Origin of the sequence: Polynucleobacter paneuropaeus (genome assembly GCF_003261235.1) — a bacterium.
Classification (GTDB): domain Bacteria; phylum Pseudomonadota; class Gammaproteobacteria; order Burkholderiales; family Burkholderiaceae; genus Polynucleobacter; species Polynucleobacter paneuropaeus.
On the sequence record NZ_CP030085.1, the window covers coordinates 902,173 to 925,386 of the forward strand.

Below are 23,214 nucleotides of genomic sequence, written 5' to 3' on the forward strand. Positions count from 1 at the left end.
GCGAATAGCCTGATGACCAGACCGATTTTGGCCGCTATTGATACAGCTGCATTTGAGCATAATTTAGCCAAAATTAGGGGCTTAGCCCCAGAGTCTAAGATTTGGTGCGTTATTAAGGCTAGGGCATATGGCCATGGCTTAGAGGCTGCCCTTAAGGGTCTTGGTTCAACAGATGGCTTTGCGGTTCTCGATATTGAGGATGCTGGCTGGCTCAGAGATCATGGTTGGCAAGGTCGAATTCTCCTTCTTGAGGGTTTATTTCATGAGAATGAGCTCAGTCTTGCTCATCAGCTGGCTTGTGATGTAGTGATTCATTGTGAAAACCAAGTTCGCTGGCTGGAGGCTTTTGATGCTCTGCCGCACTCCAGATTGAATGTGTTTCTGAAAATGAATAGTGGCATGAACCGTCTTGGCTTTAAGCCCGATGCATACAGAACGGCTTTTCATCGCCTTCATGCTGCTGGTTATCACATGCATCATATGACCCATTTTGCTAACGCTGATCAACTCGATCGCTCTCCAACAGTAGATGAGCAATTGGAATGCTTCAATGCGGGGATTGATGGTTTGCCGGGGGCAACTTCATTCGGTAATTCGGCGACGATTCTTTGGCATCGGAACACATTGGGTGATTGGGTTAGACCAGGCGTGATTTTGTATGGCGCTTCACCAACGGGAAGATATTCTGATATTGAGCACGGCGGTTTAAACCCTGTAATGTCACTGACAAGTGAAATTATTGATACTCAAGAGTTAGCGGTCGGAGAACGAGTAGGGTATGGCGGAGTATATGAAGCCAGCGAGCCAATGAGGATTGGCATTGTTGCATGCGGTTACGCTGACGGTTACCCAAGACATGCTAAAGAAGGCACTCCGGTGTGGGTCTCAGATCCATCGATGAAGAATGGCGGAGTCATTTGTCCGATTGTGGGTCGGGTCTCGATGGATATGTTAACCATTGATTTGCGCGGAGCGCCTAAAGCAAATTTAGGCACTGGTGTGGAATTATGGGGTGCACATGTTCCGGTTGATGAGGTTGCTTACCAGAGTGGCACCATAGGCTACGAGCTCATCTGTGCTGTAGCCCCCCGAGTTCCTGTCAAGATTATTTAATTTGACCGTCGTTCTCTTTGATCCAGAACTGCCACCATTTCTTCTCTTTTTTGATACGCTGACCCGTAATCAGCATCTGACTATCAGGGAAGTTTAATTTAAAGACGCGCTCAGCATCAGAACTTAAATCTGGCATATCTAGCTTGTTGTAAGACTTAATGAGGATGTAAAGCGCTTCTTCAACAGCGGGTGCGCGATCATAGTCACGAATTACCAATTGGGCCCGATTAGCAGCAGCCAAGTAAGCGCCGCGTTGATAGTAATAACGAGCCACAATGACATCAGCTTCTGCAAGGGAGTTCACGATGTAACGCATCCGATCGATTGAGTCGGGTGCATATTTACTATCGGGAAAGCGCGTGACCACCATCTTGAAAGATTCAAATGCCTCTTTGGCCGCTTTTGGATCCCGTTCACTGAGATCTTGACCTGTGAATTTACCCAGCCAACCTAAATCATCATTAAAGGTGATGAGGCCTTTAAGGTAATAGGCGTAATCTAAATTGGGGCTGCCTTGATATAGCTTAATGAAGCGATCAATTGCCACTAATGCCTGGGCTTGTTCCTGTGCTTTCCAGTAGCAATAAGCAGCATTAATTTGAGCTTGTTGTGAGTAGGGGCCGAATGGGAAGCGTGCCTCAAGTTTGTCAAAATATTTGCCGCATTTTGCGAAATCAGCATCCTTGAGTTTGTCTGTAGCTTCAGAGTACAGGCGGGATTCAGACCAAATATCCGCATCATCTTTCTGACCATCACTACCAGCACAAGCGCCCAGCAATACACTTGCAGTGGAAATCAGCATCAGCGCGATTGCCCGACGCCCTTGCTTCAGTGAAACAATTTTCTGGATAGCAGCGGCAAGCCTTAAACTGGCGTCTGAAAATACGTCGGACATGATAAAAAGGCCTTTTAAGCGTGGCATTGCCGGAAACTCCAGAATCGAATCCCATTGATTATATCGATGAAGAGGATTTCATTGCCCTAGAAATCCCCATGGATGGAGGTGGCGAACGGCTGGATAAGGCTTTGGCGACTTTATTGCCTGAATATTCTCGAAATCGACTGAAGTCTTGGGTCGAGGCTGGGGCAGTTACGGTCGATGGGAAGGTAACTAAGGCTCGATTTATGCTGCGCGGTGGCGAGAGTATTAAGGTTTTTCCACAAGAAATGCCCGAGCAATTTGCCTTTAGCCCAGAGGAAATTCCGCTCGATGTGGTTTATGAAGACAACAGCATCATTGTGATCAATAAGCCGGTCGGCTTAGTTGTTCATCCTGCAGCTGGAAATTGGAGCGGCACGTTACTCAACGCCTTACTCTTTTATTACCCAGAACTAAAAAACCTCCCAAGGGCAGGTATTGTTCATCGGCTAGATAAGGATACCTCTGGTCTGATGGTGGTGGCTCGAACTGCAGAAGCGCAAACTGCCTTGGTTCGCCAACTTCAAGATAGAACTGTAAGCCGTCGCTATCTAGCCTGGGTGTGGGGCAGCACACCTAGCCAGGGCAAGGTTCTAGCAACGGTAGGTCGCGATCAACGCGATCGACTCAAAATGGCAGCCGGTGTTACTCAAGGAAAACCTGCGGCAACTCAGTATCGTCGCTTAGCCCAAGGACATTTTCAAGAGCAAGCGATTTCATTATTGGAGTGTCGCTTGGAGACTGGTCGGACCCATCAAATTCGGGTACATCTTGAATCTTTAGGCTTTCCATTAATTGGGGATCCCGTCTATCGCAAAAAAATTCCGGGTATTGCTAAGACTATTGGTTTTGAAAGACAAGCGCTCCATGCTTTTGCTTTGGGCTTAGCGCATCCTGGAACACACCAAGCAATGGCTTGGTTTCAGTTGCCACCAGCCGATTTAATGACTTTGCAGGAAAAGCTCAATCTGAGCGAGACTGACTTGCCAAATGCCTCAGCCACGATTTACTCGATCAGTAATCGGAATTAATGAATTTCATTTCAGCGGATTGGCCAGCCCCTAATAGCGTTCACACCTTAGTTACATTAAGGACTAATGGAAATAGTGTCGGTCCATATTCCTCATTAAATTTAGGCGATCATGTTGGTGATGACCCAAATGCAGTCTTACTGAATCGTCAAGCATTGCAGCCATTCCTCCCCAGCGAGCCGATTTGGATGCGACAAGTTCATGGGACATCTGTAAGCAGTACTCACTTCAGAATCAAGGGATCTGCACAGTTGCCCGAGGCGGATGCAGCAATAACGGATCGACCTAATGAAGTGCTTGCTGTATTAACTGCAGACTGTATGCCAATATTTTTTTGTAGTGTAGATGGTAAGCACGTTGGGGTAGCGCATGCAGGTTGGCGGGGCCTTTGTGCTGGTATTTTGCAAAATACTCTGGATACCTTAGTGAGGCAGTCAGGGGGGTTGTCGCCTTCAGCCTTTATGGCCTGGCTGGGACCTACGATTGGCCCAAACCATTTTGAGGTTGGTGTAGACGTGATGGAGGCTTTTGCAAAGCAAGGCTTTCAGATTGGTCCAGATAGCTTTATCCCGATACCGTCTAAACCAAATAAGTATTTAGCCAATCTTGCGGTATTGGCCCGTCAAGCCCTACAAAAAACCGGTATTGAGCGAATTTATGGCGGTGATCTATGCACTTATAGCGATCCAATTAGTTTCTTTTCACACCGCCGAGATGGGGTTTCGGGTCGCTTTGCATCCCTAATTTGGATCCAGCCCTGACTCAAAATAGACCCTAAGGCTAGGGTTAGTGCGTATAACCCTTCTGCGTTGATAGCAGGAGAATGTTTTCATTAATAAGAGATCACTATGTTTTCTGGAATGAATCAAACTACATCGCCGGCATTGGCACCTCATCATATGGCCCTCATTCCACCTGAGCGCTTAGCGGAAATTCAGAAACAATATTTTGAGGAGTTGGCGCACCTGGCGACCAATCCTAATGCAATTGAAATTAAAGATCGACGCTTTGCAGGACAAGCATGGCATTCTGCTTGGAGTAAAACAATTGCCGCGAGTTATTTGCTGAACTCAAAACATTTATTGGCATTGGCGCATGCCGTTGATACTGACGATAAGTCAAAACATCGCATTGTGTTTGCAACTGAACAAATGATCGATGCTATGTCACCAGCCAATTTCATAGCGACCAATCCTGAGGTCCTTGAGAACATCATTAGTTCGCAGGGGCAATCCATTCAAAATGGCATCAGCAACTTATTAGGTGATTTAAAAAAAGGAAAAGTTTCTCAGACGGATGAAACTGCTTTTGAAATCGGTAAGAACCTAGCAACCACCGAAGGGGCAGTTGTATTTCGCAATGATTTGTTTGAATTGATTCAATACACGCCATTGACGGAGACAGTTTATGAGCGACCGCTCTTGATGGTCCCGCCGTGTATTAATAAGTACTATATTCTGGATTTGCAACCCGATAATTCAGTGGTTCGTTATTTGGTCGAGCAGGGTCACACGATTTTCTTGGTGTCCTGGAAAAATCCCGATGACTCTATGAGTCAAGTCACTTGGGATGATTACGTTGGCAAGGGAGTGATTCAGGCTATCGAGGTCGCCAAAGACATTGGTGGTACTGAGCAAATTAATGTCTTGGGATTTTGCGTAGGCGGCACCCTCACTGCTTCAGCCCTCGCCGTTCTTGCGGCCCGCAAAAAGAAGCTGATTACAAGCCTAACACTGCTTACAACTTTATTGGACTTCAGTGACACCGGAATTCTGGATATTTTTGTAGACGAGGGTAGTGTCAAATTACGAGAGAGCACGATTGGTGGAGAGTCTGGAAACTTTGGCATGATGTCGGGCTTAGAGCTTGGAAATACCTTCTCCTTCCTGCGTCCCAACGATTTGGTCTGGAACTACGTTGTCGAAAACTATCTAAAAGGTAAATCACCACCGCCATTCGATTTGCTCTACTGGAATGGAGACTCAACTAATTTACCAGGGGCAATGTATTGCTGGTACTTGCGTCACACCTATCTTCAGAATGAGCTGATTAAGCCCAACAAGCTCACTATTTGTGGAGAGAAGATTGATCTGGGTAAGATTGATTGTCCAGCCTACATTTACGCTTCGCACGATGATCACATCGTTCCCTGGAAATCAGCTTATGAATCTACCCATCTACTTAAAGGCAAAAATCGTTTTGTCCTAGGTGCGTCTGGACATATTGCGGGCGTCATTAATCCACCAAGCAAAAATAAGCGTCACTACTTTGTTAACGAGAAGTTAGTTAAAACAGCCGATGACTGGTTCAAGGCTGCGAAAGATGAACGCGGAAGCTGGTGGCCCGATTACATCAATTGGTTAGCGCCTTTTGGTGGTGAGAAAAAAGTAGCCTCAAAAATTCTTGGCAATAAAAATTACCCGAAATTAATCGCTGCGCCAGGAAAGTACGTCAAAGAAAAGATTTCAGAACAGAAATAAAAAACACAGGGAGAAAACAATGTCACAAAAAGTTGCCTACGTTACAGGTGGAATGGGCGGAATTGGTACCGCAATTTGCCAGAGAATGGCTAAAGATGGCTTTAAGGTTATTGCGGGTTGCGGCCCAAACTCGCCTCGTAAAGATCGCTGGATTGGCGAACAAAAGGCTTTAGGATTCGATTTCATCGCATCCGAAGGAAATGTATCTGACTGGGATAGCACCGTCGCCGCCTTCGATAAGGTGAAGGCTGAAGTTGGTCGTGTTGATGTACTTGTCAACAATGCCGGCATTACCCGTGATGGGGTATTCCGTAAGATGACGCCCGATGCATGGAAGGCAGTGATCGATACCAACCTCAATTCTTTGTTTAATGTCACCAAGCAAGTTATCGATGGCATGTGCGATAAAAATTGGGGTCGAATTATCAATATCTCTTCTGTCAACGGACAAAAGGGTCAGTTTGGCCAATGTAACTACTCAACTGCTAAAGCAGGTTTGCATGGTTTCACAATGGCCTTAGCGCAAGAAGTTGCAACCAAAGGCGTTACCGTGAACACAGTTTCTCCTGGTTATGTTGGTACAGATATGGTCAAGGCCATCCGTGAGGATGTTCTCGAAAAAATCGTCGCCGGCATTCCAGTAAAACGTTTGGGTACCCCAGATGAAATCGCGTCTATTTGCTGCTGGATTGCTTCTGGCGATAGCGGCTACGCTACTGGGGCAGACTTTTCCCTCAATGGTGGTATTCATACTGGTTAAGCGAAACTGCTGGCTCTTTACCCTAATCCAAACTAGGGCTACACTAGCCCCTTATTGCATTGCAGTAAAGACCCAGCAGACCTAGGAATATTTATGGCTACCCGCGCAAAACGAGTTGGTGAAGAGCGACTAATTAAGAAGTATCCGAATCGTCGTCTTTACGATACTCAGACCAGCACCTATGTGACCTTGAGTGATATCAAAGGTCTAGTAATGGCCAATGAAGTCTTCAAGGTGCTCGATGCTAAAACAGACGAAGATCTGACGCGTAATATTCTGCTGCAGATCATTCTTGAGGAAGAGGCGGGTGGCGCACCTGTTTTTTCAAGTCAAATGCTGTCTCAAATCATTCGTTTCTATGGCAACTCAATGCAAGGTCTGATGGGCAATTATCTTGAGAAGACAATGCAATCCTTTGTTGATATTCATAATAAGGTCAGCGATCAATCTAAAGGCATGGGCTCTACTGGCCCTGATGCATGGTCTCAGCTTCTGAGTCTACAAAACCCACTGATGCAAAATTTAATGGGTACCTATATGGATCAAAGCAAAGATTTATTCGTCAAGATGCAAGAGCAGATGCAGGGATCTCAAGGTCTGTTCAATAACTTCCCCTTCACACCGCCAGCTAAGTCAGCAGAAAAAGAATAACGTGGCTGGAAAAGTTGGCTTTGTATCCTTAGGCTGCCCTAAGGCCTTAGTAGATTCTGAACTCATCCTCACACAACTTAGTGCCGAAGGATATGAGACTGCGAAAGATTACTCCGGTGCGGATCTGGTTGTTGTTAATACCTGTGGCTTTATCGACTCTGCCGTAGAGGAGAGTTTGAACGCGATTGGCGAGGCCCTCGCTGAAAATGGCAAGGTGATTGTGACGGGTTGCCTTGGTGCTCGCAAGAATGCTGATGGTTCAGACTTGATTCAAAGCATCCACCCGAAGGTCCTTGCAGTTAGTGGCCCGCACGCTACTGATGAAGTAATGCAGGCTATCCATCAACATTTGCCTAAGCCGCACGATCCTTTTACCGATCTCTTGCCACCGATCGGGGTCAAACTGACGCCCAAGCATTATGCCTATCTGAAGATCTCTGAGGGCTGCAATCATCGCTGTACCTTTTGCATCATTCCTAGCATGCGCGGAGATTTAGTTTCAAGACCGATTGGTGAGGTATTGCTTGAAGCAGAAAGACTATTTGAGTCAGGCGTAAAAGAATTACTCGTTGTTTCTCAAGACACTAGTGCCTATGGCGTCGATATTCAATACCGCACGGGTTTTTGGGATGGCAAGCCAGTCAAAACCCGCATGTTTGATTTAGTCAATGCCTTGAATTCCATTGCGCGCAAACATCAAGCTTGGGTCAGGCTGCATTATGTTTATCCCTATCCCCATGTGGACGAGATCTTGCCTCTCATGGCACAGTTTTCAGAACATGGCTATGGCGTTCTGCCTTATCTCGATATTCCCTTGCAGCACGCTCACCCCGATGTACTTAAACGGATGAAGCGACCCGCTAGCGGCGAGAAAAATCTTGAGCGAATTCAGGCTTGGAGAAAAGCTTGTCCAGATCTCGTGATTCGGAGCACTTTTATCGCTGGTTTCCCTGGTGAAACTGAAGAAGAGTTTCAATACCTGTTGGATTTCTTGGATGAAGCCCAAATTGATCGCGCTGGATGTTTTGCATACTCACCAGTAGCAGGTGCCACTGCTAATGAGTTGGCTAATCCTGTTCCAGAGACAATTCGGAATGAACGGCAGGCCCGATTTATGGAAAAAGCTGAAGAAATCTCGATTCGGCGCCTACGTAAAAAAGTGGGTAAGCGGACCCAGATCTTGATTGACCGGGTTGATGAGGCGGGCGGGATTGGTCGAACCGCTGGCGATGCCCCTGAAATTGATGGTCTGGTGCGGGTTTTGCCACCTAATAAGCTCTCTAAACGCTATCGGGCCGGTGAGTTTGTCCGAGGCATGATAATCGAGGCACAAGGGCATGACCTAATAGCCGAGACTTGACTAAGTCAATCAAAATAGGATTTTTGCTGATAAATGAGGCCTCGAGCGAGGTAAAAAGAAGGGGATTATATGAGCCGTGATGTCGTCGTTTTAAGTGCAGTACGTTCTGCTATTGGCAGCTTTGGTGGCTCATTGAGCTCTTTTGAACCAGCAGAACTCGGTGGCATCGTGATGAAGGAGGCCGTTGCACGATCTGGTGTCGATCCGGCTTTAATTAATTACGTAACTGTTGGCAACACCATTCCAACCGATAGTCGTTACGCCTATGTTGCGCGTGTCGCTGCAATTCAAGCTGGCTTGCCAATGGAATCTGTAGCCATGGCCCTCAATCGTTTATGTAGCTCTGGCTTACAAGCCATTGTGAGTACTTCTCAAGCAATCATGCTTAATGACTGCGACTACGGTATTGGCGGTGGAGTTGAGGTCATGTCGCGCGGCATGTATGGATCTCCTGCAATGCGAAGCGGTGCGCGAATGGGCGATAGCAAAATGATTGATCTAATGGTCGCTGTGTTGACTGATCCATTCGGCGTTGGCCATATGGGTGTCACAGCTGAGAACTTGGTTGAGAAATGGAAACTCACTCGTGAAGAGCAGGATGCTCTCGCTTGTGAATCCCATCGCCGGGCAGCGGTTGCGATTAAAGAAGGTCGCTTCAAATCTCAAATTGTTCCGATCACCATCAAGTCACGTAAGGGTGATGTTGTGTTTGATACTGATGAGCACTGCAAGCCAGATACCACCATGGAAACTTTGGGCAAGATGAAAGCGGTTTTCAAAAAAGAAGGTGGTTCGGTTACCGCAGGTAATGCCTCTGGTATTAACGATGGCGCAGCCTTCTTTGTGTTGGCTGCAGCAGATGCCGCAGCGAAAGCAGGTCATAAACCAATTGCTCGCCTAGTTTCTTATGCGGTAGCAGGGGTACCAAATCACATTATGGGTGAAGGCCCAATCCCTGCATCTAAATTGGCATTGGCTAGAGCTGGCTTGAAGTTAGATCAGATTGATGTGATTGAATCGAATGAAGCATTTGCTGCCCAAGCCTTGGCTGTTACTAAAGGCCTAGGCCTTGACCCTGCAAAGACCAACGTCAATGGTGGTGCAATTGCTTTGGGTCATCCTATTGGTTGTTCTGGTGCAGCAATTGCAACAAAAGCACTGCATGAGTTACAACGCGTGAATGGCAAGTATGCTTTGGTAACAATGTGCATTGGCGGTGGCCAAGGTATTGCGACTATTTTCGAGCGAATCTAGTCTAGTAATAACAAAGTAGCATCTAAGCCGACCCGGTCAAAAGCCGCGTCGGCTTTTTCTTTAACGACGGGCTTCGCTTGATATGCCACGCTCAAACCAGCGCCATGCATCATGAGTAGATCATTTGCTCCATCACCCATCGCAATTGCTTGAACTTTGCTCACCCCTAATGATGCGCATGCTTGCTCTAGGTAAGTTGCTTTAGCCGCCCCATCCACAATATTACCCAGTACTTTGCCAGTCAGTTTGTTATCAATGATTTCCAAAGTATTGGATTGTGTTTGTGTAAAGCCAAGTTGCTCGCGCAGCTTATCGGTAAAAAAAGTAAATCCGCCAGAGACTAGAAGGGTGTGCAGACCCCGTTGATGGGCGGCTGCCAATAATTGTGTTGCGCCGGGATTAGGTCGTAACCGTTCTTGATATACCGATTCCAACACGTCAACGGAGATGCCTTCTAAAAGAGCAACACGTCTACGCAGGCTTTCTTTAAAGTCTTTGATTTCACCGCGCATGGTTGCTTCAGTGATTTTGGCAACATCTGCTTTTCTACCAGCAAAGTCAGCAATCTCATCGATACACTCGATATTAATCAAGGTTGAATCCATATCCATAGCGAGAACCCGAATGGCTTCAGGATTAAAGGATGGAGATAGAAAAGCCAGATCCGCATCATGCTCCGCTGCAATATTTCTCAAGGTAGTGCGATCACCTTCATTTAAGGTCTGCACAAACCAGCGTTTTGAAAAATAAGGGCTGCTAGAAAGGCCTGACTGTTTACTATTGAACTCGATGCCTTGCTTTGAGGAAAAATCCTTAAAAGCAGAATCTAAAGCCCTAGGTATCGACTCTTTGGAGATCGCAACGAGGGTGGTAGTTTCAAGCTTAGTCATAGAGGAATCATATAGCGTTCGCTAGAGCAACACCCTCATTTAAGCGCTTCAGGATTTGGCGGATTTGATCTAAACGCTGCTCTAGACGATCAAAGCTACCTTCCTTTTGGGGTAGAACCTTTAGCTTATCTTGACCATTGAGCTGGATATATTTTGAATTCTGAATTAACTGAATAATTCTTAAGGGGTCAATCGGTGGGTTAGGTATGAACTGCATTTGAATGGCATTTTCTGATGCATCGATTTTCTTGATCCCAAATCCAGTCATTTCAAGGCGTAAGCGATGGGTTTCATAAAAAGATTTGGCTTGATCTGGTAAATCGCCAAAGCGATCCACCAATTCTTCACGTAAGCCCATCAGTTCAGAAAAATCATTTGTGCCAGCAAAGCGTTTATAGAGTGAGAGCCGTTCATGAACATCGGGACAATAGTCTTCAGGTAATAGGGCGGGCACACCTAAGTTGACATCGGTAATGGATTGAAGTGGTGCTAACAGATCAGGCTCTTTACCACTACGTAAAGATTTAACTGCGCGATTGAGCATCTCGGTATATAACTGGAACCCAATCTCATGAATCTCACCGGATTGCTTATCCCCTAGCACTTCACCAGCGCCCCGAATCTCGAGGTCATGCATTGCTAAATAAAAACCAGAGCCTAACTCTTCCATCGCTTGGATGGCATTGAGACGGAGTTGTGCTTGTTTACTTAAGGCCTCTGGGTCTGGAACCATAAGATAAGCATAGGCCTGGTGATGTGAGCGTCCAACCCGACCGCGCAATTGGTGAAGCTGCGCTAAGCCGAACTTATCAGCCCGGTGCATGATGATGGTGTTTGCGGTAGGAACGTCGATGCCCGTTTCAATGATGGTGGTACACAATAAAATATTTGTGCGCTGAGTAACAAACTCTCGCATGACCGCTTCAAGATCACGCTCATGCATCTGCCCATGGGCAACTCCAATACGTGCTTCAGGAATTAGCTCTTGTAATGCATGTTTGCGGTTTTGAATGGTTTCAACCTCATTGTGCAGAAAATAGACCTGTCCGCCACGCTTGATCTCTCGTAATACGGCTTCTCGAATGACACCATCGCCCTCGCGTCGTACGAAGGTCTTAATCGCTAGTCGTTTTTGCGGGGCCGTAGCAATGATCGAGAACTCCCGTAAGCCTTCCATCGCCATACCGAGGGTTCTCGGAATGGGAGTTGCCGTTAATGTCAGGATGTCGACTTCGGCGCGCAAGGCTTTCAGAGCATCTTTTTGACGAACGCCAAAGCGATGCTCTTCATCCACGATGACGAGGCCTAAGTTAGAAAACTGAGTTTCTTTGGAGAGTAATTTATGCGTGCCGATAATAATGTCGGCTTCGCCCTTAGCTATTGCTTCGAGCGCAGCATTAATTTCTTTGGTGCTTTTGAAGCGAGATAATTCCACAATCCGGACTGGCCAATCAGCGAAGCGATCTTTCCAGGTGGCAACATGTTGCTCCGCAAGGAGCGTGGTTGGAGCCAAGATAGCAACCTGCTTGCCGCCCATGACAGCAATAAAGCTGGCCCGCAAAGCAACCTCAGTCTTGCCAAAGCCAACATCACCGCACACTAGTCGATCCATGGGTGTGCCGCTGGTCATATCTCCAATGACAGCGGTAATAGCATTAGCTTGGTCTGGTGTTTCTTCAAAGCCAAAGCTTTCGGCAAACGCAGCGTAATCGTGATGGGAGTATTCAAAGGCATGGCCTTTACGTATCGCTCTAGCAGCATAGAGTCCCAGTAGCTCTGCTGCGGTATCCCGAATTTGTTTAGCAGCTTTACGCTTGGCTTTATCCCATTGACCAGAACCCAGCTGATGCAAAGGTGCGGTATCCGGATCGGAGCCTGCGTAGCGAGTAACGAGCTGTAGTTGTTGAACTGGGACATATAGAGTTGCTTCATTGGCATACACGAGATGTAAGAACTCTTCAAAGATAGGCTCCTGCTTCGCGGGTGCAAGATTGAGGAGAACTAAGCCTTGGTAACGACCGATACCGTGCTCTGCATGCACTACTGGGTCACCAATTTTGAGTTCTGAGAGATCCTTGAACAACATATCAGGATCTGCAGTTTCATTTCCCTTGCTTCTGCGTCTTTGACGTGCAGTTGAGGTAAATAGTTCTGCCTCAGTTATCAGAATGATTCTCTCTTGGGGCCAAGCAAAGCCACCAGATAATGGACTGCTGACCAAACCAAATCGGGAGGGACTTTGTAAAAATTCAGGGATCGTCTCAATGCTGTCAGGTCTTAATTGAAAGACGGCCGTAGTTCCACCATCGACTACGAAATTACTTTCTTCAAAAAGTTGCCGGATGGATTCTTTGCGTCCTGCGCTATCAGTACAAATTAATACCCGCGATTGACCATGCTCAACGAGCTGACGCAAACGATTGACAGGGTCAGCATCTTTGCGATGGACAGCTACATCTGGAACTGGTAAGAATACTTGCCCGTCGTTGGGATCACGCTCTAAAACCAGGCGGGCATTATCTTTTGCGTTAGCAAAAAATTGATCTACATCGAGAAATAATTCCTTTGGAGGAAGAACGGGGCGATCTAAATCATGTTTGAGAAAGTCATAGCGCTGCTGAGTATCTTTCCAGAAGCCGCGAATGCTGGACTCGATATCGCCGATAGTGACGAGCCAGACTGGATCACCCGAGCGAGGAAAATAATCGAAGATGGTTGCAGTCTGATCAAAAAAGATCGGTAAATAGGATTCAATACCCGCACTAGGAATACCCAAGTTGATATCTTTATAGATAGAACATCGGCTAGGGTCTCCTTCAAATACTTCGCGCCATCGACCTCGTGCAGCCGTTCTCGAAATATCATCAAACGGAAATTCATGACCTGGAAGTAGTCGAATCTCTTTAACGGGGAAAAGACTGCGCTGTGTATCGGGATCAAAGGAGCGAATCTGTTCAATCTCATCTCCAAAGAGATCTAAGCGATAGGGTAGGTTCGAGCCCATTGGAAATAAATCAATCAGACCACCCCGAATACTGTATTCACCAGGACGCATCACGGCACTTACAGGGTCGTAGCCTGCTTGCTGAAGTTGCAGTTTGAGCGCCGCTTCATTGAGCTTGTCACCCTGTCTAAAGAAAAAGGTATGGCCCGATAAGAAACTGGGTGGACCCATTCGTTGCAACGCAGTAGTTACTGGGACTAGGACAATGTCGCAGCTTCCATTGAGAAACTCATATAAGGTCGCTAGTCTTTCTGAGACTAAGTCTTGATGGGGCGAAAAATGATCGTAGGGAAGAATTTCCCAATCGGGCAGTAAGCGGGTTTTGAGTTGAGGTGCAAAGGCCGGGATTTCTTCCAGTAACCGCTGGGCTTCTTGTGCCTGCGCACAAAAGACCACCATAACTGAGAAATTACCGCGATTTTGCTGGGCTGCTTGCGCAATTAAAGCTGCATCAGATGAGCCCACTAGACCAGAAAAGGTAAAGCGCTGCCCAACCCGCGGGGCGGGGATAGGGGGTGTTGGTTTTACCGCTTCAGACATCTAGGCTCATTATAGAATCAGGTATGTCTAATACCAGCCCGATTCCACTAAACGGTCGCCAGTGCCACGCCTTACTTCCCACCGCTGGGAGTGGCTCGCGTTTAGGCGGCGATTTGCCTAAGCAGTTTCAGACTTTGGCTGGCAAGCCAATGTTGGCTTATGCCATTGAAGCTTTTCAAAATACCCCAGAAATTCATTCCATCTGGGTTGGTGTTAACCCACATTTTGCGCATAACCCAATTTTGAATGAGCTCAAGCAAAACACGAAGACACTGGCTTTTTTACCAACCGGTGGCACTACACGGCAAGAGACAGTCAAGAACACCCTAGAAGCGATGCTGCAAGGTGGTGTTTCTGAGGATGATTGGGTATTGGTTCATGATGCAGCAAGACCCGGTATTACAACTACCTTAATTCAAAAGTTGATTTCTGCAGTTGTTGAAAACAATAGCGGTGGATTGTTAGCACTACCTGTTGCAGACACTCTCAAGCGAGCCGATTTAAGCTCAGTTGTAGCCAATCAGTTCACTCGAGCAGAAGCAACAGTCTCTCGCAATCATTTATGGCAGGCACAAACCCCACAAATGTTTGGCGTAAAAAAACTCTACGATGCGCTTGAACAAGCCATTCGCAATGAGGCTGATGTTACTGATGAAGCAAGTGCCATGGAATTACAAGGTGAGAAGCCGCTTTTAATAGAAGGTGCAACGCGTAATTTCAAAGTGACGCATCCGGCAGACTGGGATCTCATGCAGTCTGTGTTGGGTGCAGTAGCGAATCCATAACCAATCTTTGATCTATAAACGAGAGCGCTATGAGTAACGAAATAAATCCACCCCCGTTTCGAATCGGACAAGGTTACGATGTTCATGCTTTAGTGGTAGATCGCAAATTGATTTTGGGTGGAGTGCATATCCCTTTTGCAAAAGGTTTGCTTGGGCACTCTGATGCAGACGCTTTGTTGCATGCGATTACGGATGCCATTCTTGGGGGAGCAGGTTTAAATGATATTGGCCAACTTTTTCCAGACACCGATCCCCAATATCAAGGAATGGACAGCAGAATTTTGTTGCGATCTGCATTGCAAAAAGTCCAGGCCGCAGGATTTCAGGTGGGCAATATCGATGCCACCATTATTTGCCAGCAGCCTAAATTGGCTACTTACTTGCCAGAGATGATCGGTCATATTGCAGCTGACCTAGCGGTAACGCCCAGTCATATCAACCTCAAAGCTAAAACGAACGAATCCCTGGGTCACTTAGGTAGAGGCGAGGGCATCGCGGTTCATGCCGTCGCTTTACTCTATAAGCCCTCCTAAATTGCCTTTCTAAGGCTTCAAACCCTCTATACAGGGCTTAAATAGGCTGGGCATTGTAGAATTGGCGTCTTTAGAGTGAAGTTTAAGCACGGTAGCGCTCAGCGAAGTTCGCGAGGATGGCGAAATTGGTAGACGCACCAGGTTTAGGTCCTGACGCCAGAAATGGTGTGGGGGTTCGAGTCCCCCTCCTCGCACCACAAGGTTGTTACTTGGCTTGGACTTCATATCCTGTAATTCATTGAAGAGACGAGAATGGCTTTGCAAATAGAAAATTTAGGTCAGTTAGACCGAAAAATGACTTTAGAGTTCACCCGTGCTGATTTAGCAAAAGCACGTGACGAGCGTTTAGCCAAACTAGGCAAGACTATGAAGATGGCTGGTTTTCGTCCAGGCAAGGTTCCTAAAAATATTGTTGAAAAACAATATGGCCTGCAAGTCGATTTTGAGATTCAGTTCGATAAAGCTTCTGAGCTCTTTTTTGAGTTGAGTAAGAAAGAAGGCATTAAGTTAGCTGGACAACCTCGCTTAGAACCCAAGAGCGAACTCGATGCAGACAAGATTGTGTTTGATGCTTTCTTTGAAGTATTACCCGAAGTCAAAATCGGTGATTTGAGCAAAGCTGAAGTCAGCAAATACAGCACAAGCATTGGCGAAGCAGAGATTGACCGCGCCTTGGATGTTTTACGTAAACAACAAGTGCATTACCACCCACGCGGCACCGCAAGTGCCCATGGTGATGGCGGCGCTAACACTGCAGCTCAATCTGGCGATCAAGTTGTGATCGACTTTGTTGGCAAGATCGATGGCGTTGAGTTTGCTGGTGGCAAAGCAGAAAACTTTGAGTATGTTTTAGGCGAGGGAAGAATGCTTCCCGAATTTGAGGCTGCCACCTTAGGTCTTAAAGCAGGTGAGAGCAAAACTTTCCCATTAACTTTTCCAGCCGATTACCACGGCAAAGATGTTGCAGGTAAAACAGCGGACTTTACGATTACTGTGAAATCAGTGAACTGGCCCCATATGCCTGTTGTAGATGAGGCATTTGCTTTGTCATTGGGCGTTACTGAAGGTGGTGTTGAAAAGATGCGTTCCGAAGTAAAGGAAAACTTGGATCGCGAAGTCAACCGCCGCATTACCGCTTTGCTTAAGAATGAAGTAATGGATAAGCTGAATAGCCTGTGTGAGTTAGACGTTCCTAAGTCATTAGTGGCTTCGGAGCAAGAGCGATTAGTTGAGTCTGCTAGAGCAGATTTAATGCAACGCGGCATTCCTAATGCTAAGGATGCACCTATTCCAGTCGAAATGTTTGCTGAACAAGCCCTTAAGCGTGTGCGCTTGGGCCTGATTTTGAGCGACCTGGTTAAGCAACAGAACCTGACCGCTACTGCAGACCAAATTAAGACTGAAATCGAAGAACAAGCTGCAACCTACGAAGATCCAAAAGAAGTAGTGCGTTGGTTCTATAGCAACCCTAGCCGTCTGAAGGAAATCGAAAACCTCGTTCTCGAGAACAATGTCATCCAGTATTTCACCTCTCTTGCAAAAGTGAGTGAAAAGCCAGTGAGCTTTGAAGAACTGAGTAAACTTAACTAATAACGTCTATTTTCTAAGGTCAACACCATGAGTCAAAATCAAATGCATTCTGAGCATATTGAACCCCAGGGTTTGGGTTTGGTACCCATGGTGATAGAGACCTCTGGTCGTGGCGAGCGTGCTTATGATATTTACTCTCGCCTCCTGCGTGAACGGGTGGTGTTCTTGGTTGGCGAAGTGAATGACCAAACCGCTAACTTAGTTATCGCCCAATTACTCTTCTTGGAGAGTGAGAACCCAGATAAAGAGATCTCTCTTTATATCAATTCTCCAGGCGGCTCTGTTTCTGCTGGCCTAGCGATTTATGACACTATGCAATTTATTAAGCCTCATGTCAGCACTTTATGTATGGGCATGGCAGCCAGTATGGGTGCATTCTTGCTCTGCGCTGGTGAGAAGGGCAAGCGTTATGCCTTACCCAATTCACGCGTCATGATTCATCAGCCTTTAGGGGGCGCCCGTGGTCAAGCTTCCGATATTGAAATTCAAGCTCGCGAGATTCTTTATCTGCGTGAACGTCTGAATCAGATCCTTGCTGATCGGACTGGTCAGTCGATTGAAACGATTGCAAAAGATACTGATCGTGATAATTTCATGTCAGCAGAGCAGGCTAAAGACTATGGCCTTATCGATAAAGTGATTGAGAAGCGTCCTTAATACCAGGCGATTATTTTGAGCGATAAAAAGACAACCGGTGACTCAGAAAAACTGCTGTACTGCTCTTTCTGCGGCAAAAGCCAACACGAGGTAAAAAAACTCATTGCTGGGCCTTCCGTCTTTATCTGCGATGAATGTATTGATCTGTGTACTGACATTATTCAAGAAGAGATTGCTAAGCTTCCCAAAGAAGATGGCGATGCTGCTTTACCGACACCCCATGAGATTCGTGAGAATTTAGATCAATACGTGATTGGCCAAAATCATGCCAAGAAAACCCTAGCTGTAGCGGTATACAACCACTACAAACGTTTGCAGTACCTGCCTAAACCCAGAACACCCAAGCTGGATAAAGATGGCAAACCCGTCGAGGCAAGTGATAAAAAAGAAACGCCAAAACCTGGTAAAGCCATTGTGGATGGCGTTGAGTTGGCCAAAAGTAATATTCTCCTAATTGGCCCAACCGGTTCAGGTAAGACCTTGCTTGCACAAACTTTGGCTCGTATGTTGGATGTGCCATTCGTGATGGCTGATGCGACTACTTTGACTGAAGCGGGCTATGTTGGCGAGGATGTAGAAAACATTATTCAGAAATTGTTACAAGCCTGTGATTACAACGTAGAAAAAGCCCAGCGTGGCATTGTCTACATCGATGAGATCGATAAGATTTCTCGCAAGTCAGATAATCCCTCGATTACCCGTGACGTTTCGGGCGAGGGCGTTCAACAAGCGCTTCTCAAATTGGTTGAAGGAACGATGGCATCGGTTCCACCTCAGGGTGGTCGCAAACATCCCAATCAAGATTTCTTACAAGTCGATACCACAAACATCCTATTTATTTGTGGTGGCGCCTTTGATGGGCTAGAAAAAGTCATTCAACAGCGCACTGCCAAAACCGGCATTGGCTTCAATGCCACCGTTCCTGGTAAAGACGATCGGGGTATTACAGATCTTTTGGTAGAAGTCGAGCCCGAAGACTTGATTAAATTCGGCCTCATTCCTGAGTTGATCGGTCGTTTGCCCGTTGTAGCAACATTGTCTCAATTAGATGAAGAAGCTTTGATCCAGATTCTGACTGAACCAAAGAATGCTTTAGTTAAACAATATCAAGCCTTGCTGACCATGGAAGGCTCTGAACTAGAAGTCAGACCCGCGGCTCTATCGGCTATAGCTAAGAAGGCAATCGCTCGTAAGACCGGCGCTCGGGGACTGAGATCCATCCTCGAAGGTTCATTAATGGATGTCATGTATGACCTGCCTTCCTTAAAGAATGTTCAAAAGGTCGTCATCGACGAAAGCAGCATTCAAGAGGGTGGTAAACCACTACTGGTCTACAAACAGATTGCCGAACAGGCAGATTTGAGCAAAAAAGCATAATTTTTTCCTCTTTTTGACCCATTTTGGCCATTTTTTCTTCACTTTTGGCATTTTCACCCTTGTTTTTTACAAAGTGTGACCCATATAGGTAGTATCCTATTCAGAAATACATACCCTATATAGTGTTTATATTATTTTGGGTATATATCGAGAATTGACTACTTTGGAGGATTTGCCCCATGCCTGGCCACTTATTACTACCCTCTGAACCAATTCAACTGCCATTGCTCCCCCTGAGGGATGTGGTTGTTTTTCCACATATGGTGATTCCCCTATTCGTAGGTCGCCCTAAATCAATTAAAGCGCTTGAAGCTGCCATGGAAACTGGCAAGAGCGTGCTCTTGGTTGCCCAAAAAGCGGCCGCTAAAGATGAGCCCTCCGTAGAGGATCTCTATGAAGTGGGTTGTATTGCCAATATTCTCCAAATGCTGAAATTACCAGACGGAACCGTAAAGGTTTTGGTTGAAGGTGTTCAGCGTGCTGAAGTGAGCCAAGTAGAAGATAGCCTTGGTTATTTCAACTGTGAAGCAACCCCAACCGCGATTAACGCGCTAGATGCTCACGAGACTGAAGCTCTGCGTCGTGCCATCATGGCCCAGTTTGATCAGTATGTAAAACTCAACAAAAAAGTTCCACAAGAGATCCTGTCTTCATTGGGGGGTATTGACGAGCCTAGTCGTTTAGCCGATACCATCTGCGCGCATTTGCCAGTGAAGCTTGAACAGAAACAGCGCTTGCTTGAAATGAATGATGTTGTTCAGCGCTTAGAAAGTCTATTGGCTGATCTCGAGAGCGAGATTGATATTCTGCAAGTAGAGAAACGCATCCGCGGACGTGTGAAGCGTCAGATGGAAAAGAGTCAACGCGAGTACTACCTCAACGAACAAGTAAAGGCTATTCAAAAGGAATTGGGCGAGGGCGAAGAGGGCGCAGATCTTGAGGAGTTAGAGAAAAAGATTAAGACTGCCCGCATGCCAAAAGAGGCATTGAAAAAGGCAGAGTCTGAGTTGAAGAAACTCAAACTCATGTCGCCGATGTCTGCTGAAGCAACGGTGATCCGTAATTTCATTGATACCTTGGTTAATTTGCCTTGGAAAAAGAAAAGCAAGATCAATAATGATTTAACTAATGCTGAAAAAGTATTGGATGAAGATCACTATGGCTTAGATAAAGTTAAAGAACGGATCTTGGAGTACCTCGCAGTTCAACAACGAGTTGATCGCGTTAAGGCTCCGATTCTCTGTCTAGTAGGTCCTCCAGGCGTTGGCAAAACATCATTGGGTCAATCTATTGCTCGTGCAACAAACCGCAAGTTTGTTCGCATGGCATTGGGCGGTGTTCGTGATGAGTCAGAAATTCGTGGTCATCGTCGTACCTATATTGGCTCTATGCCTGGCAAGATTTTGACTAGCTTAACTAAAGTTGGTGTCCGCAATCCTCTGTTCTTGCTTGACGAAGTGGACAAAATGGGTATGGATTTCAGGGGCGATCCAGCAAGTGCTTTGCTTGAGGTTTTAGATCCTGAGCAAAACAATACTTTCCAAGATCACTATGTCGAAGTTGACTTTGACTTGTCAGATGTGATGTTCGTTGCTACCGCCAACTCTTTAAATATTCCCGGTCCTTTATTGGATCGCCTAGAAATTATTCGCTTGGCTGGCTACACCGAAGATGAAAAAACCAGTATCGCGATGAACTATCTCATTCCTAAACAAGTCAAGAATAATGGCTTGAAAAAGGATGAATTGAAGATCGAGGAGAGTGCAGTTCGTAGCATGATTCGTTACTACACTCGTGAAGCGGGCGTTCGCTCTTTAGAGCGCGAGATCAGCAAAATCTGCCGTAAGGTTGTCAAACTCCTTCTACTCAAAAAAGAATCTGCCCCAGTTACAGTTAACGCGGACAATTTAGAGAAGTTCCTCTCAGTGCGTATGTATGACTTTGGCTTAGCAGCTAAAGAAAATCAGATCGGTCAGGTAACTGGTTTAGCATGGACTGAAGTGGGTGGAGATCTTCTCACAATTGAAGCTGCCGTGATGCCAGGTAAAGGTGTTATTACTCGTACTGGCTCTCTAGGCGATGTCATGAAAGAATCAGTTGAAGCGGCTAGAACTGTAGTACGTTCACGCTCACGTCGCCTAGGCATTACCGATGAAGCTTTTGAGAAGAAGGATATTCATATTCACTTCCCTGAAGGTGCAACTCCTAAGGATGGCCCATCAGCGGGTATTGCGATCACTACCGCCTTGGTATCTGTGTTCACGGGTATTCCAGTTCGTTCTGATGTAGCGATGACAGGTGAGATTACTCTGCGCGGCGAAGTGTTACCCATTGGCGGCCTTAAAGAAAAGCTGTTAGCTGCTCACCGAGGCGGTATCAAGTTAGCCTTGATACCAGAAGAGAACGTGAAGGATTTGATTGATATTCCAGATAACGTCAAGAATGCGATTGAGATTGTTCCCGTACGCTGGATTGATAATGTGCTTGAGCTTGCCTTAGAGCGCAAACCCGAAGCTTTGCCAGAGCCCAGCCCCGAAGAGTTGGCAAAAAAAGCCAGCGAAGCGAGCAAAGCCTCTGAAAAGGCTACCGGCGGAGATGTCCTGAAGCACTAGTTTCGGGTCAAAGTACCGAAATTAGTGCTCCTGGGTTACAATCTCGTCTGTATTTATTTGGGGCGCTTAGCTCAGATGGTAGAGCGTCTGCCTTACACGCAGAATGTCGGCGGTTCGATCCCGTCAGCGCCCACCAGTCCCCATTCTTAGCCTAGTACATCGGCAATACCTTCATGTTCGATACCGTTCGTAAGCATCAAAAGATTCTTCAAATCGTTCTGATGCTGTTCATAGTTCCCTCGTTCGTGATGTTCGGGGTCTCAAGTTACACCGGATTTTTCGATAAAGAAACCGATTTAGTCAAAGTCAACGGTCGAGCAATTACTGCTCAAGAAGTCGAAAACGCTGCAAAGCGCCAAGCCCAGCGTGTGGGCGGTAGTCCTCAAATCGCGCAAAGCTTGCCATTTCGTCAAGCCATTCTGAATGAATTGCTACAACAACAACTACTGGGCTTTGCTGTTAATACATTGCGGCTACAAGTGAGCAAAGAAGAATTAATTCGTAGTCTGCAAAGTATTCCGCAAATTCGAGCCCTATATCGCCAAGATGGCAGCTTCGATGATGTTCGTTTCAAGCAATTGCTTTCCAGCAATGGCATGAACGAAGAGCAGTTTTATGCCAGCCAAAGTTTTGATCTCAAGATTCAACAATTGGTTGGTTCTGTAGCCCGAACCGAATTAGGTAGTCCAAAGTTATCTGAAACTATTTCTGCTTTGTATGAGTCTGAGCGCGAGGTGCAAGCCTTGGAGTTCTCTGCTAAAGATTATTTGAGCAAGGTCAATCCTTCAACACAAGAATTAAAGGATTTCTATGCTGCAAATACACAGCTCTTTCAGAGCCCTGAATATATCGACGTCGAATATATCGTCTTAAAGTTAGATCCAAAGGCTGATCCGAAAGCTTTCGCTGATAAAGCAGATCAATTTGCTAACGTCACCTATGATCAGCCTGATAGCCTCAAGCCTGCAGCAGACAAACTCAAACTTCCAATTCAAACGCAACAGCATCTCACACGAGGTGGTGCGCCTGGATTGGTAAATGGTCATCCCTTAACTAATACCAAGGTGATTCAATCCCTATTTAGTGATGATGCTTTAAAGAATAAGCGCAATATTGAGGCAGTACAGATTTCACCAGGTGTTTATGTATCGGCTAGGGTAGTCGCCTTTCACCCAGCACAAGTTCTTCCATTTGAAGAAGTCAGTGCCGAGATTAAGCGTCAAGTTACCCAACGGGCCGCAGAAAAACTGGCTACGAATGCTGCTGCAGAAAAATTAGCTGCATTGAAAGCAGATCCACAAAATGCTGCGGGATTTACAAAAGCATTTTGGGTTTCTAGGAATAAACCGGGTAGTCTTGCGGGGGCTGCTATGGATCAGATCATGACGGTAGACAGCAAGCAATTGCCAGCAGTAGTTTCTATTAATAATCCCGGTGTTGGTGCGACTCTTTACCGCATTGATCAAGTCAGGCAGGCGACTGGTGCCGATCCTGCGCTTCATAAAGCCCAGGCCCAACAAATTCAGGCTTTATCTGCACAAGAGGAATTTGCAGGATTTATGAGCTATTGGCGAGATGCGGCTAATGTGAAAATCATTAACCCACTCAAGCCCATGAATGCCGGTAATGCTGGAGGGTAATTGCCTAGCTTAACCTTA

18 protein-coding genes and 2 tRNA genes are annotated in these 23,214 nt (G+C 46.3%); 17 read left to right on the forward strand and 3 right to left on the reverse strand.

Features of this window, described 5'->3' with window-relative positions; translation table 11 throughout:
* Window positions 1-12: 12 nt before the first annotated feature.
* Window positions 13-1,113, forward strand: a complete 1,101-nt coding sequence (gene alr / locus Pas1_RS04800; protein WP_112238475.1) for an alanine racemase — start codon at window positions 13-15, stop codon at window positions 1,111-1,113.
* On the opposite strand, the gene Pas1_RS04805 is transcribed toward alr, so the two are convergent.
* Entirely contained in the window at window positions 1,106-1,915 is an 810-nt protein-coding gene (locus Pas1_RS04805; RefSeq protein ID WP_404824863.1) for an outer membrane protein assembly factor BamD, read from the reverse strand. The genes alr and Pas1_RS04805 overlap by 8 nt on opposite strands.
* Window positions 1,916-2,028: 113 nt before the next feature.
* On the opposite strand from Pas1_RS04805, the gene Pas1_RS04810 reads away from it, so the two are divergent.
* The 7 genes from Pas1_RS04810 (at window position 2,029) to Pas1_RS04840 (ending at window position 9,568) form a co-directional block, all read left to right on the forward strand.
* Entirely contained in the window at window positions 2,029-3,063 is a 1,035-nt protein-coding gene (locus tag Pas1_RS04810) for an RluA family pseudouridine synthase (RefSeq protein WP_225971657.1), read from the forward strand.
* Window positions 3,063-3,824, forward strand: coding sequence for a peptidoglycan editing factor PgeF (pgeF, locus tag Pas1_RS04815; RefSeq protein ID WP_112294651.1), 762 nt, complete (start codon window positions 3,063-3,065; stop codon window positions 3,822-3,824). The genes Pas1_RS04810 and pgeF overlap by 1 nt, the downstream gene beginning before the upstream one ends.
* A gap of 87 nt (window positions 3,825-3,911) precedes the next feature.
* Complete coding sequence (gene phaC, locus Pas1_RS04820) at window positions 3,912-5,543, forward strand: class I poly(R)-hydroxyalkanoic acid synthase (protein ID WP_112294652.1); 1,632 nt, start codon at window positions 3,912-3,914, stop codon at window positions 5,541-5,543.
* Between the two features lie 19 nt (window positions 5,544-5,562).
* Window positions 5,563-6,303 carry a 3-ketoacyl-ACP reductase gene (locus tag Pas1_RS04825; RefSeq protein WP_112294653.1) on the forward strand — a complete coding sequence of 247 codons (741 nt, stop codon included), beginning with the start codon at window positions 5,563-5,565 and terminating at the stop codon, window positions 6,301-6,303.
* A gap of 93 nt (window positions 6,304-6,396) precedes the next feature.
* Window positions 6,397-6,954, forward strand: coding sequence for a polyhydroxyalkanoate synthesis repressor PhaR (phaR, locus tag Pas1_RS04830; RefSeq protein WP_112204033.1), 558 nt, complete (start codon window positions 6,397-6,399; stop codon window positions 6,952-6,954).
* A 1-nt stretch (window position 6,955) separates the two neighbouring features.
* Window positions 6,956-8,314 carry a 30S ribosomal protein S12 methylthiotransferase RimO gene (gene rimO / locus Pas1_RS04835; protein WP_112294654.1) on the forward strand — a complete coding sequence of 453 codons (1,359 nt, stop codon included), beginning with the start codon at window positions 6,956-6,958 and terminating at the stop codon, window positions 8,312-8,314.
* Between the two features lie 69 nt (window positions 8,315-8,383).
* On the forward strand, window positions 8,384-9,568 hold the full coding sequence (locus Pas1_RS04840; protein WP_112294655.1) for an acetyl-CoA C-acyltransferase family protein: 1,185 nt from the start codon (window positions 8,384-8,386) through the stop codon (window positions 9,566-9,568).
* Here the strand turns inward: Pas1_RS04840 and serB are convergent.
* Both serB and mfd read right to left on the reverse strand, forming a co-directional pair.
* Entirely contained in the window at window positions 9,565-10,458 is an 894-nt protein-coding gene (gene serB / locus Pas1_RS04845; RefSeq protein WP_112204026.1) for a phosphoserine phosphatase SerB, read from the reverse strand. The two genes, Pas1_RS04840 and serB, sit on opposite strands and share 4 nt — an antisense overlap.
* A 7-nt stretch (window positions 10,459-10,465) precedes the next feature.
* Window positions 10,466-14,002 (reverse strand): transcription-repair coupling factor, encoded by a 3,537-nt coding sequence (mfd, locus tag Pas1_RS04850; RefSeq protein ID WP_112294656.1) that lies wholly within the window; start codon window positions 14,000-14,002, stop codon window positions 10,466-10,468.
* Between the two features lie 23 nt (window positions 14,003-14,025).
* On the opposite strand from mfd, the gene ispD reads away from it, so the two are divergent.
* The 9 genes from ispD (at window position 14,026) to Pas1_RS04895 (ending at window position 23,196) form a co-directional block, all read left to right on the forward strand.
* Window positions 14,026-14,787, forward strand: a complete 762-nt coding sequence (gene ispD / locus Pas1_RS04855) for a 2-C-methyl-D-erythritol 4-phosphate cytidylyltransferase (protein WP_112294657.1) — start codon at window positions 14,026-14,028, stop codon at window positions 14,785-14,787.
* A gap of 29 nt (window positions 14,788-14,816) precedes the next feature.
* Window positions 14,817-15,320 carry a 2-C-methyl-D-erythritol 2,4-cyclodiphosphate synthase gene (gene ispF, locus Pas1_RS04860; RefSeq protein ID WP_112294658.1) on the forward strand — a complete coding sequence of 168 codons (504 nt, stop codon included), beginning with the start codon at window positions 14,817-14,819 and terminating at the stop codon, window positions 15,318-15,320.
* Window positions 15,321-15,430: 110 nt separating this feature from the next.
* Window positions 15,431-15,517 (forward strand) — tRNA-Leu (locus Pas1_RS04865).
* Between the two features lie 55 nt (window positions 15,518-15,572).
* Entirely contained in the window at window positions 15,573-16,910 is a 1,338-nt protein-coding gene (tig, locus tag Pas1_RS04870) for a trigger factor (RefSeq protein WP_112294659.1), read from the forward strand.
* A 27-nt stretch (window positions 16,911-16,937) separates the two neighbouring features.
* Window positions 16,938-17,567 carry an ATP-dependent Clp endopeptidase proteolytic subunit ClpP gene (clpP, locus tag Pas1_RS04875; protein WP_112204018.1) on the forward strand — a complete coding sequence of 210 codons (630 nt, stop codon included), beginning with the start codon at window positions 16,938-16,940 and terminating at the stop codon, window positions 17,565-17,567.
* 15 nt (window positions 17,568-17,582) lie between these two features.
* On the forward strand, window positions 17,583-18,944 hold the full coding sequence (clpX, locus tag Pas1_RS04880; protein ID WP_112294660.1) for an ATP-dependent Clp protease ATP-binding subunit ClpX: 1,362 nt from the start codon (window positions 17,583-17,585) through the stop codon (window positions 18,942-18,944).
* Window positions 18,945-19,123: 179 nt separating this feature from the next.
* Window positions 19,124-21,556, forward strand: a complete 2,433-nt coding sequence (gene lon / locus Pas1_RS04885; protein WP_112204014.1) for an endopeptidase La — start codon at window positions 19,124-19,126, stop codon at window positions 21,554-21,556.
* 60 nt (window positions 21,557-21,616) lie between these two features.
* Window positions 21,617-21,692, forward strand: a tRNA-Val gene (locus tag Pas1_RS04890).
* Between the two features lie 37 nt (window positions 21,693-21,729).
* Entirely contained in the window at window positions 21,730-23,196 is a 1,467-nt protein-coding gene (locus tag Pas1_RS04895) for a peptidylprolyl isomerase (RefSeq protein ID WP_112294661.1), read from the forward strand.
* The last annotated feature ends 18 nt before the right edge of the window (window positions 23,197-23,214 follow it).